Origin of the sequence: Streptomyces sp. WI03-4A (assembly GCF_033792105.1) — a bacterium.
GTDB lineage: Bacteria > Actinomycetota > Actinomycetes > Streptomycetales > Streptomycetaceae > Streptomyces > Streptomyces collinus_A.
On record NZ_JARAUO010000010.1, the window covers coordinates 94093 to 108142 of the forward strand.

The following is a 14050-nucleotide window of genomic DNA, read 5'->3' on the forward strand; positions in this document are numbered from 1 at the left end:
GGCCCGGCCAGGTCGGCCGACGGCGGCGGTCCGGCCGCCCGGCCGCGCTGACCGATACCGCTGGTCCGCACGGACCACGCTGCCTGACACTCGCGGCGGGCCAGGCCCGGCCAGGTCGGCCGACGGCGGCGGTCCGGCCGCCCGGCCGCGCTGACCGATACCGCTGGTCCGCACGGACCACGCTGCCTGACACTCGCGGCGGCCCAGGCCCGGCCAGGTCGACGACCGGCACCCGCGGTCCGGTCCGGCTCGGGTCGCTGCGCCGGGGCAGCCTCCGGAGGTGCCCGCGGGCCACAATGGGGGCGTGACTGACACCGGCCTCGCCCCCCTGCCCGCCACCGACCGGCCCGACGTCGCCGCACGCCTGCGCGACGCCCTGCTCGCCGCCTCCTTCACCGCCGACGGGCTGCTCGATCTGCTCGGCGCGCCCGCCTACGCGGCGCTGGCCCGCAGTGAGACCGTGCCCGCCCTGCGGGCCACCCGCGGCGACACGCCGCTGGAGACCCTCGTCCGGCTGTTCCTGCTCCAGCAACCGGCGCCCCACGCGCGCGTAGCGGCCGTTCTGCCGGTCGACGAGGCCCTGGCGAGCGGCTGGCTCACCGAGGCGGGCCACGGCCAGGTGGCCGCGACCGTGGACGTGCGGCCGTTCGGCGGACCCGACGGCGAGGACTGGTTCATCGTGTCCGACCTGGGCTGCGCGGTCGGCGGCGCGGGCGGCATCGGGCAGCGCGACGAGGAGGTCGTCCTGGGCGTCGGCGGCGCCTCCACCACCCTCGCCGGCATCACCGTCCGCACTCCCGTCGGCTCGGCGCTCGACCTCGGCACCGGCTCCGGCATCCAGGCGCTGCACGCCTCCCGGCACGCCACGCGTGTGACGGCCACCGACGTCAACCCGCGCGCGCTGCACGTCACCGCGCTCACGCTCGCGCTCTCCGGGGCGCCTGCCGCCGACCTGCGCACGGGTTCGCTGTTCGAGCCGGTCAGGCAGGACGAGACGTTCGACCTGATCGTGTCCAACCCGCCGTTCGTGATCTCCCCGGGCGCCCGGCTGACGTACCGCGACGGCGGGATGGGCGGGGACGATCTGTGCCGCTCGCTCGTTCAGCAGGCGGGGGAACGGCTGAACCGGGGCGGGTTCGCGCAGTTCCTCGCCAACTGGCAGCACGTCGCGGGGGAGGACTGGCAGGACAGGCTCAGGTCGTGGGTGCCGCGCGGGTGCGATGCCTGGATCGTGCAGCGCGAGGTGCAGGACGTCACACAGTACGCCGAGCTGTGGCTCAGGGACGCCGGCGACCACCGTGGGGATCCCGCGGAGTACCAGGCGCGGTACGACGCCTGGCTGGACGAGTTCGAGGCGCGCAAGGTCAAGGCCGTCGGCTTCGGCTGGATCACCCTGCGCAGGACCGGTGCCGCCGAGCCCTCCGTGACCGTCGAGGAGTGGCCGCACCCGGTCGAACAGCCGCTCGGCGAGGTGATCCGGGCGCACTTCGACCGGCTCGACTACCTCCGGGAGTACGACGACGCGGCCCTGCTCGAAGGCCACTTCAAGCTGGCCGCCGAGGTGGTCCAGGAGCAGGTCGGGCTGCCCGGCGCCGAGGACCCGGAGCACGTGGTGCTGCGCCAGCACCGCGGGATGCGCCGCGCCACCAAGGTCGACACGGTCGGCGCGGGCTTCGCCGGGGTGTGCGACGGCACGCTGAGCGCCGGCCGCATCCTGGACGCCATCGCCCAGCTCGTCGGCGAGGACCCGGTGATGCTGCGCGACCGCACGCCCGCGCAGATCCGGCTCCTGGTGGAGCAGGGCTTCCTCGAGCCCCAGGGGTGACGCCCCGGGTGTGACGCCCCGGATAGGACGACGCTCCGCGTGCGTGGGCCTGTGAGAAGCAGCACGGGGCACGGCTACCCGGCCCCCACAGCCGGGCACGGAGCGTCGTCGTATGCCGCCGGCACGGGCCAGGACGCGCCGGGTCCGGCAAATCGGCCGGAAAAATATGGCTGGGCGCCGAGCGGGCACCGTTCGTGTGCCCGTTCGGTGACGCGCCGGCCTTCCGTTCACCCTGATGTCGCCCGTGCGTTTCCCGCGTGTGCCACTCTCCCCGCGCTGGGTCCGGGCGGCGGCGCTGAAGGGGCGGGCGGAACCATGGAGAGTGGGCCGGCGATCTTCGCGGGAGTGGTGTTCGCCCTGTTCGGAGGGGCTCTGCTGGTGTGGACCGGCACGCGCGTGCGGCGCGGTGAACCGGTCGCCCTCGGTGTGAGCCAGATCGCATCGAAGGCCCTCGCGGTCGCCGCCGGCGTCCTCGCGCTCGGCCTCGCCGCGTACTGCCTCACCCGCCTCTGACATCGGCGGCCGCCGTGCCGTACGGGTAATTGGAGCGTCACGCTCCGGACAGGGGATGCGGGACCGCTGCCCACTCCGGGCGGCAGGAATGCCGGTAGTCGGGTTACCGTTCGAGTGGCCGTTGTGGGCTTTTCCCGTTTGACACGGGGGCGGGATGTAGCGTCACACTCCGCAGCGTCACACGAGCCAGAAGCACGCCGCGACCCCGGGACCAAGGCCTGGGGAGGCCACAGCGTCGACCGGAGAGAAGAGCGAAGTTGTCCCCGACCAGCGAGACCGCACAGGGCGGCCGCCGACTCGTCATCGTCGAGTCGCCTGCCAAGGCGAAGACGATCAAGGGCTACCTCGGCCCCGGCTACGTAGTCGAAGCGAGCGTCGGGCACATCCGTGACCTTCCCAACGGCGCCGCCGAGGTGCCCGACAAGTACACCGGTGAGGTCCGCCGCCTCGGAGTGGACGTCGAACACGACTTCCAGCCGATCTATGTGGTCAACGCCGACAAGAAGGCGCAGGTCAAGAAGCTCAAGGACCTGCTGAAGGACTCCGACGAGCTGTTCCTCGCCACCGATGAGGACCGGGAGGGCGAGGCGATCGCCTGGCACCTCCAGGAGGTCCTCAAGCCGAAGATCCCCGTCAAGCGGATGGTCTTCCACGAGATCACCAAGGACGCGATCCGCGAGGCCGTCGCCAACCCGCGCCAGCTCAACCAGAAGCTGGTCGACGCCCAGGAGACCCGCCGCATCCTCGACCGCCTCTACGGCTACGAGGTCTCGCCGGTCCTGTGGAAGAAGGTCATGCCGCGCCTGTCGGCCGGCCGTGTCCAGTCCGTCGCCACCCGGCTCGTCGTCGAGCGGGAACGCGAGCGCATCGCGTTCCGCTCCGCCGAGTACTGGGACCTGACCGGCACCTTCGGCACCGGCCGTGCGGGTGACCCGAGCGACCCGTCGTCCCTCGTCGCCCGCCTGCAGACGGTCGACGGCCGGCGCGTCGCGCAGGGCCGCGACTTCGACTCGCTCGGGCAGCTCAAGAGCGCGAACACCCTGCACCTCGACGAGGCGAACGCCCGCGCCCTCGCCGCGGCCCTGGAGAACACCCGCTTCTCCGTGCGCTCGGTCGAGTCCAAGCCGTACCGCCGCTCGCCGTACGCCCCGTTCCGTACGACGACGCTGCAGCAGGAGGCCAGCCGCAAGCTCGGCTTCGGCGCGAAGGCCACCATGCAGGTGGCCCAGAAGCTGTACGAGAACGGCTACATCACGTACATGCGTACGGACTCCACGACGCTGAGCGAGACCGCGATCGCGGCCGCCCGCGCCCAGGTCACGCAGCTGTACGGCGCCGACTACCTGCCGGCCCAGCCGCGCACGTACGCCGGGAAGGTCAAGAACGCCCAGGAGGCGCACGAGGCGATCCGCCCCTCGGGTGATCGTTTCCGCACCCCGGCGGAGACCGGGCTGACCGGCGACCAGTTCAAGCTCTATGAGCTGATCTGGAAGCGGACCGTCGCCTCCCAGATGAAGGACGCGACGGGCAACTCCGTCACCGTGAAGATCGGTGGCACCGCCGCCGACGGCCGGGACGTCGAGTTCAGCGCCTCCGGCAAGACGATCACCTTTCACGGCTTCCTGAAGGCCTACGTCGAGGGTGCCGACGACCCGAACGCCGAGCTGGACGACCGCGAGCGCCGGCTGCCGCAGGTCGCCGAGGGCCACGCGCTGTCCGCCGAGGAGATCACGGTCGACGGCCACGCCACCAAGCCCCCGGCCCGCTACACCGAGGCCTCCCTGGTCAAGGAGCTGGAAGAGCGGGAGATCGGCCGCCCGTCGACGTACGCGTCGATCATCGGGACGATCCTCGACCGCGGCTACGTCTTCAAGAAGGGCACGGCCCTGGTGCCGTCCTTCCTGTCCTTCGCCGTGGTCAACCTCCTGGAGAAGCACTTCGGGCGGCTCGTCGACTACGACTTCACGGCCAGGATGGAGGACGACCTCGACCGCATCGCCCGCGGCGAGGCGCAGGCCGTGCCGTGGCTGAAGCGCTTCTACTTCGGCGAGGGCACCGTCACCGGCGCGGCGGCGGACGCCGGCAACGGCGACGGGGACCACCTCGGCGGCCTCAAGGAACTGGTGACCGACCTGGGCGCGATCGACGCGCGCGAGGTGTCCTCGTTCCCGGTGGGCAACGACATCGTGCTCCGCGTCGGCCGCTACGGCCCCTACATCGAGCGCGGCGAGAAGGACACCGAGCAGCACCAGCGCGCCGACATCCCGGACGACCTGGCGCCCGACGAGCTGAGCGTCGAGCTGGCCGAGGAGCTGCTGGCCAAGCCCAGCGGCGACTTCGAGCTGGGCGCCGACCCGGCCACGGGCCACCAGATCGTCGCCAAGGACGGCCGCTACGGCCCGTACGTCACCGAGATCCTCCCCGAGGGCACCCCGAAGACCGGCAAGAACGCGGTCAAGCCGCGCACGGCCTCCCTCTTCAAGTCCATGGCGCTGGACACGGTGACCCTCGACGACGCGCTGAAGCTGATGTCGCTGCCGCGTGTCGTCGGCACCGACGCCGACGGGGTGGAGATCACCGCGCAGAACGGCCGCTACGGCCCGTACCTGAAGAAGGGCACGGACTCGCGCTCGCTCCAGGCCGAGGACCAGATCTTCACGATCACGCTGGAGGAGGCGCAGGCGATCTACGCCCAGCCGAAGCAGCGTGGCCGCGCGGCCGCCAAGCCGCCGCTGAAGGAGCTGGGCGAGGACCCGGTCTCGGGCAAGCCCGTCGTGGTCAAGGACGGCCGCTTCGGCCCGTACGTCACCGACGGCGAGACCAACGCCACCCTGCGCTCCGACGACAGTGTGGAAGCGATCACACCGGAGCGCGGCTTCGAGCTGCTCGCCGAGAAGCGCGCGAAGGGGCCCGCCAAGAAGACGGCGAAGAAGGCCCCGGCCAAGAAGGCCGCCCCGGCGAAGAAGACCGCCGCCAAGAAGACGGCGGCCAAGAAGACGACCGCGGCCGCGAAGAAGACCACGGCCAAGAAGACCACCGCCACGAAGGCGACGGCTTCGAAGGCCACGGCCTCCGGCACCGAGGACTGACACCCCGTCGGACCTGGCCGACGGCCCGCATCCCGGTCCGCGTCCCGGCTTCGCGAAACGAACGCCCCGGCATCACTTTGGTGTCGGGGCGCGCGGACGTCCGGGGCGGCCTGGGTGTGGTGTCGGATCCTGCGGATAGGCTGAACGCATGACGCGAGCCGAGCAGCCAACGGCCCCCACCACAGCACCGGACGACGCCCTGGTCGCGGACTCCCGCGAACGCGCAGTCCGTTCCCTGCTGCGCCGACCGGAGTTGAGGCGCCTGTGGAGCGCACAGCTCGTGAGCGGCGTCGGTGACGCCCTCGCGCTCCTCGTGCTGGTCCTCCTCGTCCTCCAGGCCGCCGTCGCCGAGGGTTCCTTCGGCGGCGGCTACCGGGGCGTGGCGTTCGCAGTGGCGACGGTCTTCGCCGCGCGCATCCTCGCCACCCTGCTCTTCGGCGCGGTCCTCCTCGGCCCGCTGACGACGCTCACCGCCCCCGAGGGCCCGCTCGACCGCCGCTGGACCATGGTCGGCGCCGACGGCCTGCGGGCCGCGCTGCTGATCGTCGCGCCCCTGTGGATCGACTGGAGCCCGGCCAACGCGCTCGCGATCCTGCTGGTCACCGCGTTCGTCGTCGGCGTCGCCGAACGGCTGTGGACGGTGTGCCGGGAGAGCGCGGCGCCCGCCCTGCTGCCGGCCCCGCCCCTGGAGGGCGCCACGGTGCGCCCGCTGCCCGACCACCTGGACGCCCTGCGCCGTCTCTCGCTGCGTACCGGCTTCCTGGCCGTCCCGCTGGCGGCCGCCGCGCTCGTGGTGGCCGCACTGCTCAACAACCTGCTCGCCGCCGGCGTCGTCTGGTTCGACCAGCACCACGCGGCCCTCGCCGCCTACGTGGCGGCGGGACTCTTCGCCGCGTCCCTGTCCGTGCTCACCGCGCTGGACCTGCCCGGCCGGAGCACCCCGCGCCCGCGGTCCCCGCTGGAGGGCCTGCGCCGCCCGCGCACCGGCACCGGCGTCGACAAGGGCCGTACCGGCGCGATCCCGCTGCTCGTCCCGGCCTGCGCCGCCGTGGCCGGAGCCATCGCCGCCGCGGTCTCGGTGTGCGTGCTGCACGCCACCGACCTGGGCGGCGGCCCGGTTCTCTACGGCCTGCTGGTCCTCGGCCTGACCGGCGGGGTCGCCGTCGGCATCCGCACGGCACCCTCGGTACTCCCCTCGCTCTCCCGCCGCCGGCTGCTCGCCCTCGCGATCGCCTTCACCGGCATCGCCCTGCTCGCCGCCGGCCTCGTCCCGGACGTCACCACCGTCCTGCTGATCGTCACGCTGGCCGGCATCACCGCGGGCGTGGCCGCCAACACCGGACACGCCCTGCTCGACCAGGAGACCGAGGAGTACCGCCGGGCGCGGGTCACCGAGCACCTGCACGCGGTGGTGCGGGTCTTCATAGCGCTGGGCACCGTGATCGCCCCCGTGGTCGCCGGGCTGATCGGCCGGCACCGGATGGAGAACGGCCGCTTCGTCTTCGCGCACGGCGGTGCCTCCTTCACGCTGATGCTGGTCGGCGCACTGCTGCTGCCGGTGGCCGCGCTGGTGCTCGCCAAGGTGGACGACCGCTCCGGCATCCCGCTGCGGCAGGACCTCAAGGACGCGCTGCTCGGCGGCGACGACCCGGACACGGCCCCGGCGACCAACGGCTTCTTCATCGCCCTGGAGGGCGGCGACGGAGCCGGCAAGTCCACCCAGGCCGAGGCGCTCGCCGACTGGATCCGCGCCAAGGGGCACGAGGTCGTGCTCACCCGCGAGCCCGGGGCCACCCCGGTGGGCAAGCGGCTGCGCTCGATCCTGCTGGACGTGTCCTCGGCGGGGTTGTCGCACCGCGCGGAGGCGCTGCTGTACGCGGCCGACCGGGCCGAGCACGTCGACACCGTCGTACGCCCCGCCCTGGAGCGCGGCGCGGTCGTGATCTCCGACCGGTACATCGACTCGTCCGTGGCCTACCAGGGCGCGGGCCGTGACCTGTCCCCGACCGAGATCGCCCGCATCAACCGATGGGCGACCGACGGGCTCGTGCCGCACCTGACCGTCCTGCTGGACGTCTCCCCGGAGGCCGCGCGCGAGCGGTTCACCGAGGCGCCGGACCGGCTGGAGTCGGAGCCGGCCGAGTTCCACGCGCGCGTACGGGCCGGTTTCCTCACCCTCGCCGCCTCCGACCCCGGCCGCTACCTGGTGGTGGACGCCGGGCAGGAGCCCGAGGCCGTCACCACCGTCATCCGGCACCGCCTCGACACCGTGCTGCCGCTCTCCGAGGCCGAGATCAAGGCCCAGGAAGAAGCGCGCAAGAAGGCCGAGGAGGAGGCCCGCCGCAAGGCCGAGGAAGAGGCCGCGCGCAAGGCGGAGGAGGAGCGCCTGGAGCGTGAGCGCCAGGAACAGCTCGCCAAGCTGCGCGCCGAGGAGGAGGAGCGCAAGCGCCGCGAGCTGGAGGAGGCGCAGCGCCGCGAGGCCGAACGGCAGGCGGAGGAGGCCCGGCAGCGGGCCGAGGAAGCCCGCCGGCGCGCCGAGGAGGAGCGGCAGCGGCTGCTCGCCGAGGAGCAGGCGCGGGCCGAGGAGGAGGCCCGCCGCAAGGCCGACGAGGAGCGGCGGCGCAAGCAGGCCGAGGAAGAGGCCCGGCTGCGCGCCGAGGAAGAGGCACGGCAGGCCAGTCTGCGCGCCGAGGAGGAGGCGCGGCGCCTGGAGAAGCAGCGCAAGGCCGAGGAAGCCCTGCTGCGCGCCGAGGAGGCCCGCCGGCAGGCGGCCGAGGCCGCCGCGGCGGCCGACGAGGCGGCCCGCAGGCCCAGCACGCCGCGGCCCAAGGCGCCGGGCGTGAGCCCCGACGCGGCGGCCCGGCCGACCCCTGCGGCGGCGGCGGGCTTCGACGAGACGGTGCCGACTCCGGTCGTGTCCCCCGGGACCGAGGAGACCGCCGTACTGCGTCCGGTGCGCGAGAAGCGGGCCGACGGCGCGGGTTCGGCCAAGTCCGGCCGCGACTCCGAGGTGACGGCCGAGCTGCCCCAGCCGCCCGCCCCCGGTGCGGCGGACGAGACGGCGGTGCTGCCGCCGGTGCCCAAGGGCGCGGCCGACGAGACGGCCGTGCTGCCGCCCGTGTCCGCGGACGAGACGGCCGTCCTGCCGCCGGTGCCCCCGGGTGCCGCCGACGAGACCGCCGTGCTGCCGCCCGTACGGGACACCGGTTCGGGCGACCGGGTGCCGCCCGGCTTCTTCCGCGACGAGCGGCCCGCGACGGGCCCGGACGGCTCCGAGGACCGTACGCGCGAGATGCCCCAGCTGGACGCCGACGGCACGCCTCGCCGCAGGCCCCGACCCGACTGGGCCGAGGAGACCCCGCTGGACGACCTGCCCAGCCTGGCGGACGAGCTGCTGGGGTCGTACGACGAGCGGGAGTACCCGCGGCGCGAGGAGCACGCCGAGCAGACGGACTCCGGTGAGGACCGGGGCCGCCGGGGCCGGGGACGCGGCCGTCGCGGCTGAGCGCGCACACCTGGACAGCGTGCAGGGCGGCGCCCGCCGGACCCCTCGGGGGGACCGGCGGGCGCCGCGTTCGTCCTGGCGCCTGCCGTGCCCGTCCGGGCTGTCAGTGCGCACCCGCACAATGGATCCCGGAACGCGGAACGTGACGGAAGGGCGGCGTGACCCATGACCGTGTGGGACGACCTCGTCGGGCAGGAGAAGGTGAGCGCGGTGCTCGACGCCGCCGCGCGGGACGCCGACGCCCTGGTCACGGCCGCCGCGGCGGCCGAACCGCTGCCCGAGGCGTCGAAGATGACCCACGCCTGGCTGTTCACGGGACCGCCCGGAGCGGGTCGCAACCAGGCGGCCCGGGCCTTCGCCGCCGCCCTGCAGTGCGTGAGCCCCGACCGCGCCCTCGGCGGTTCCCCCGGCTGCGGTTTCTGCGACGGCTGCCACACCGCGCTGCTCGGCACCCACGCGGACGTCACCACGGTCGCCGCCGTGGGCTCCGAGATCCTGGTCAAGGACATGCGGGACACCGTCCGCAAGTCGTTCACCTCGCCCGCGACCGGCCGCTGGCAGATCATCCTGGTCGAGGACGCCGAGCGGCTGAACGAGAAGTCGGCCAACGCCGTCCTCAAGGCCGTGGAGGAACCGGCGCCGCGCACGGTCTGGCTGCTGTGCGCGCCCTCCGTCGAGGACGTCCTGCCCACGATCCGCTCCCGCTGCCGCCACCTGAACCTGGCCACGCCCTCCGTGGCCGCGGTCGCCGACATGCTCGTACGGCGCGACGGCATCGAACCCGAGGTGGCGGCGTCCGCCGCGCGCGCCACCCAGGGCCATGTGGACCGGGCCCGCCGCCTGGCCACCGATCCGGCGGCCCGCGAGCGCCGCGCCGCCGTGCTCAGGCTCCCGCTGCGCCTGGACGAGGTGGGCGCCTGCCTCCGGGCGGCGCAGGAGCTGGTCGACGCGGCCGCCGAGGACGCCAAGCAGCTCGCCGAGGAGATGGACGGCAAGGAGGCCGAGGAGCTGAAGGCGGCGCTGGGCGCGGTCCAGGGCGGCCGGCTGCCGCGCGGCACGGCGGGGGTGATGAAGGACCTGGAGGACATGCAGAAGCGCCGCAGGACCCGGACCCAGCGCGACAGCCTGGACGTCGCCCTCGGCGACCTGACCGGCTTCTACCGCGACGTCCTCGCCCTCCAGCTCGGCTCGCGCGTGGCGATCGCCAACGCCGACACCGCCGACTCCGAGGCCGCCCTGGACCGGCTGGCCCGGGGCAGCACGCCCGAGTCCACGCTCCGCCGCATCGAGGCGATCGGCGCCTGCCGCGAGGCCCTGGACCGCAATGTGGCGCCGCTGCTGGCGGTGGAGGCGATGACGATGGCCCTGCGGGCGGGGTGAGCCGGGCGTACGGTGGTTGACGGGCCGCGTCCCTCGTACGAGGCCTCGGTCCGCACGCACCGCACCTGTTCCATCGCACAGCGTTACGCTCGCCTGATGCAGACCTGGCCTTCCCCTCGCCGGACCCGCCGCACCCGGACCCGCGGCCGCCACCGGGCGACGCCGCGCGCCACGGGCGCCCTGATCGCCGCCGCCGCGCTGCTCGTGTCCGCCTGCTCCGCCGGGAGTCCGAGCACGTCGGCCCGCGGTGCGGCGGAGGCGGCGCTGGCCGCGCTGCCGAGTTCCACGCCGACGGCGCTGTCGTCGTACTACCACCAGCACCTGCAGTGGCACGACTGCGGAGTCTCCGGATTCCAGTGCGCCACGATGAAGGCCCCGCTGGACTACGCCAAGCCCGACGCGGGCGACATCCGGCTCGCCGTCGCTCGCAAGAACGCCACCGGCAAGGCGAAGCCGATCGGATCGCTGCTGGTCAATCCGGGGGGCCCGGGCGGATCGGCGATCGGCTACCTCCAGCAGTACGCCGGGATCGGCTACCCGGCCGAGATCCGCGCCCGCTACGACATGGTCGCGATGGATCCGCGCGGCGTCGCCCGCAGCGAGCCGGTCGAGTGCCTCACCGGCCGCCAGATGGACACGTTCACCGAGACCGACACCACGCCCGACGACCAGCGGGAGGCGGACGCGCTGGTCGGGCAGTACAAGAAGTTCGCGGAGCGCTGCGGCGCGCACTCGGCGCGGCTGCTGCGGCACGTGTCCACCGTCGAGGCGGCGCGGGACATGGACATCCTGCGCGCGGTGCTCGGGGACCCGAAGCTCAACTACGTGGGGGCGTCGTACGGCACCTTCCTCGGCGCGACGTACGCGGGGCTGTTCCCGCACCGGGTGGGCCGGCTGGTGCTGGACGGGGCGATGGACCCGTCCCTCGACGCCCGGCGGCTCAACCTGGGCCAGACGGCGGGCTTCGAGACGGCGTTCCAGGCGTTCGCGAAGGACTGCGTGCGCCACACCGACTGCCCGCTCGGCGGCAAGGGCACCACGCCCGCGCAGGTCGGCGACCACCTCAAGGCCTTCTTCCGCAAGCTGGACGCCCATCCGATCCCGGCGGGCGACGCGGGCGGCCGCAAGCTCGGCGAGTCGCTGGCCACCACCGGGGTGATCGCGGCGATGTACGACCAGGCGGCCTGGGAGCAGCTGCGCGAGGCGCTGACCTCGGCGATGAAGGACAACGACGGCGCCGGCCTGCTGGCCCTCTCCGACAGCTACTACGAACGTGACGCCAAGGGCGGCTACAGCAACCTGATGATGGCCAACGCGGCCGTGAACTGCCTGGACCTGCCGTCCGCCTTCGCGAACCCCGCGCAGGTGAAGCAGGCGCTCCCGGAGTTCGAGAAGGCGTCGCCGGTCTTCGGTGAAGGCCTGGCCTGGGCCTCGCTGAACTGCGCGTACTGGCCGGTGCACGCCACCGGCAAGCCGCACCGGATCGAGGCCAAGGGGGCCGCGCCGATCGTCGTGGTCGGCACCACCCGCGACCCGGCGACCCCCTACCCGTGGGCCCAGTCCCTCGCCCGCCAGCTCTCCTCGGGACGCCTGCTGACGTACGTCGGCGACGGCCACACCGCCTACGGCCGGGGCAGCTCCTGCATCGACTCGGCGATCGACACCTACCTGCTCCACGGCACCCCGCCGCCCGTCGGCAAGCGCTGCACCTGACCCCCGACCGGCCCCGGAACCTCGGCCTCCGGGGCCGGTACGAAGCACCCCGCGAAACTGTGTAGACTTACCGACGTTGCCGATCGCACCATAGTGCGGGCAGCACGCCGCTTTAGCTCAGATGGCCAGAGCAACGCACTCGTAATGCGTAGGTCTCGGGTTCGAATCCCGAAAGCGGCTCCAATTCGAAGCCCAGCTCGGACATTGTCCTAGCTGGGCTTTTTCGTTCCAGGGGTGGGGGCATGGGGTACGACCTGTACGCCGTGATCGGGGAAGGTGAGGCGCTGAGTGCCGCGGCGAGAGAGCTGTCCGCCGTCCGGCCCACGTCGATCGGGCAGGGGCTGGCTCTCCTGCCGATGACGGACGCCCTGTTCGATGCGGTCACGGACGGCGGCGGTGAGCGCGTTCTGGGGTTCTGGCGGTTGCCGGGAGGGTTCGAGGGGACGCTCGCCGCCTGGTCGGCCGGCGGGCCGGTGGCCTACGTGGAGGCCGAGTACTTCGGCGGAGTGGGGGAGCAGCGGGCTGCCGTCTGGGACGGCGGGGCCCTCGTGCTGGGGCCGCTTCATCTTGAGGAGGGGCGGCCGTTCGGGCCCGCCGGCAGTCCCCTCTCTCAGGCGCTGCGGCGGCTGGGCGTGGTCGCGAGCGCCGGAGAGGACGAGTTCTCGGCCGTGGGGCTGGGCCGGCACCGACACCGTGACGCGTGGACCGGCTGACACGGCGCCTCCCGGCTCAGGACCTCGTGCGTCCGATGGTCATCGACCAGCGGACCGTGGAGGAGGCCCGCACGGAGGCGGTGCCGCTGCGGGCCGTTCCGGTGACGCGTACCTGGTGGTAGACGGTGTCGGCCCGGTCGGCGGGGCATCGCAGCGGGAAGGCGACGTGCACGGGGCGCACCGTGACCTCGACCCGGCCCTGGCCCTGGCAGCGGACGGCGAGGATCAGGGTGTCCCCCTTCCTGCCCCCGGCGAAGGCGAAGCTCGCGCTGCCGGTGATCGGCTCCTGGCGGCCGGCGAGGATCTCGTTCGAGTCCAGTTCCGGTGCCCGGTGGAACAGGGGGTGGGCGGCCGATGTGCCCTCGGGGGCCGTGGTCGCAGGGACGGTGGCCGCCGAGTCCGTGCCCGCCGTGGTCGTGCCCGCCGCGCCCGCTGCCGGGCTCGGCGTGGACGGGCCGGTGGGGCGCGGTGGCTTCCCGGTGGCGGTGGCGTGGTCCGTGGCGCAACCGGTGAGCAGCGCGGTGCACGCGAGGCCCAGTGCGGCGAGGGTGCGGAGGGTCATGTCTGCTTCCCCGTTCTTCTGTGGTCGCCCGGATCATGTCAGCGGCACGGGGCGGAGCCGGGGGCTCCGGCGCGACTTCTGAGGAAGACGAGAGGTTCGAGGTGCTCGAGGTACACGACGGCGCGGCGGGGACCACCTGGGTCATGCGGGATGCCTGCGGTGCCGTGAGCGATCGCTGGGCTGCGTCGGGGGGACGACATGGGTCGGATGGTGCTGAGCAATGCGGGGGTCGGCCTCTTCTCCGCTCTGCCGGGCTTCCTGGGCAGCGTGCTGTTCGGAGACGTGCCGTGGGGGGAGGCGCTGCGGTTCGCGGCCTGGTGGGCCGTCGCGGCCACCGTCATCGGAACGGCCTCGGACCGGCGGCGGGCGCGTGGGGGGCGCACGCTCACCAGGGTGGTCCTCGACCGGTGGCGCGCCCGTCGGGGGAATCGGCGCCAGGCGCCGGGCGGGGTCAGCGGGGACTGAGGCGGGGCGAGGCCGCGGGCCGGCTCGCGCTCACTTCCCGTTCCGGCAGGTGACGGGCCGCCTTGCCGCGGGTGTGGGCGTCCTTCTAGGGTGAACGGGCCGTGGTGTTCGGGAAGACCGGTGACCGCCCTCAGGGGCGCAGTCCGGAGCGGCCCTCGCCACTGTGATCGGGAAGTTCCCGCCCCCTGGACGCCACTGGCCGCACGGCCGGGAAGGCAGGGGCGGGCGCGTCGACCCGTCAGCCAGGAGACCGGCCACGGCATCACGAAGCTGATCCACGAGGTG

At 73.7% G+C, this 14050-nt stretch carries 9 protein-coding genes, 1 tRNA gene and 1 riboswitch; of the genes, 9 read left to right on the forward strand and 1 reads right to left on the reverse strand.

The annotated features are described in order from the left end of the window. Positions 1-304 precede the first annotated feature (304 nt). From PV343_RS13775 to PV343_RS13810, 8 genes are all read left to right on the forward strand, one after another. Entirely contained in the window at positions 305-1825 is a 1521-nt protein-coding gene (locus PV343_RS13775; RefSeq protein WP_319147167.1) for a class I SAM-dependent methyltransferase, read from the forward strand. A gap of 315 nt (positions 1826-2140) precedes the next feature. Further along, entirely contained in the window at positions 2141-2338 is a 198-nt protein-coding gene (locus PV343_RS13780) for a hypothetical protein (protein ID WP_319147168.1), read from the forward strand. Between the two features lie 257 nt (positions 2339-2595). Next, positions 2596-5427, forward strand: a complete 2832-nt coding sequence (topA, locus tag PV343_RS13785; protein WP_319147169.1) for a type I DNA topoisomerase — start codon at positions 2596-2598, stop codon at positions 5425-5427. A 148-nt stretch (positions 5428-5575) separates the two neighbouring features. Next, entirely contained in the window at positions 5576-8932 is a 3357-nt protein-coding gene (gene tmk / locus PV343_RS13790) for a dTMP kinase (protein WP_319147170.1), read from the forward strand. Between the two features lie 165 nt (positions 8933-9097). Then, entirely contained in the window at positions 9098-10312 is a 1215-nt protein-coding gene (locus PV343_RS13795; RefSeq protein WP_319147171.1) for a DNA polymerase III subunit delta', read from the forward strand. Positions 10313-10408: 96 nt separating this feature from the next. Further along, positions 10409-12025 (forward strand): alpha/beta hydrolase, encoded by a 1617-nt coding sequence (locus tag PV343_RS13800; RefSeq protein WP_319147172.1) that lies wholly within the window; start codon positions 10409-10411, stop codon positions 12023-12025. 106 nt (positions 12026-12131) lie between these two features. After that, positions 12132-12208 (forward strand) — tRNA-Thr (locus tag PV343_RS13805). A gap of 59 nt (positions 12209-12267) precedes the next feature. Continuing rightward, complete coding sequence (locus PV343_RS13810; RefSeq protein WP_319147173.1) at positions 12268-12738, forward strand: hypothetical protein; 471 nt, start codon at positions 12268-12270, stop codon at positions 12736-12738. A 16-nt stretch (positions 12739-12754) separates the two neighbouring features. Here PV343_RS13810 and PV343_RS13815 read toward each other — a convergent pair whose 3' ends face one another. After that, on the reverse strand, positions 12755-13300 hold the full coding sequence (locus PV343_RS13815) for a hypothetical protein (RefSeq protein WP_319147174.1): 546 nt from the start codon (positions 13298-13300) through the stop codon (positions 12755-12757). A gap of 207 nt (positions 13301-13507) precedes the next feature. Between PV343_RS13815 and PV343_RS13820 the strand changes: the two genes are divergently transcribed. Continuing rightward, positions 13508-13765, forward strand: coding sequence for a hypothetical protein (locus PV343_RS13820; RefSeq protein WP_319147175.1), 258 nt, complete (start codon positions 13508-13510; stop codon positions 13763-13765). A gap of 85 nt (positions 13766-13850) precedes the next feature. Beyond that, a riboswitch (cobalamin riboswitch) is annotated at positions 13851-14039 on the forward strand. The last annotated feature ends 11 nt before the right edge of the window (positions 14040-14050 follow it).

Coding starts and splice junctions, on each gene's coding strand:
- PV343_RS13780 (WP_319147168.1), top strand. CDS start 2,141: ATGGAGAGTGGGCCGGCGATCTTCGCGGGAGTGGTGTTCGCCCTGTTC.
- tmk (WP_319147170.1), top strand. CDS start 5,576: ATGACGCGAGCCGAGCAGCCAACGGCCCCCACCACAGCACCGGACGAC.
- PV343_RS13795 (WP_319147171.1), top strand. CDS start 9,098: ATGACCGTGTGGGACGACCTCGTCGGGCAGGAGAAGGTGAGCGCGGTG.
- PV343_RS13800 (WP_319147172.1), top strand. CDS start 10,409: ATGCAGACCTGGCCTTCCCCTCGCCGGACCCGCCGCACCCGGACCCGC.
- PV343_RS13810 (WP_319147173.1), top strand. CDS start 12,268: ATGGGGTACGACCTGTACGCCGTGATCGGGGAAGGTGAGGCGCTGAGT.
- PV343_RS13815 (WP_319147174.1), bottom strand. CDS start 13,300: ATGACCCTCCGCACCCTCGCCGCACTGGGCCTCGCGTGCACCGCGCTG.
- PV343_RS13820 (WP_319147175.1), top strand. CDS start 13,508: ATGGTGCTGAGCAATGCGGGGGTCGGCCTCTTCTCCGCTCTGCCGGGC.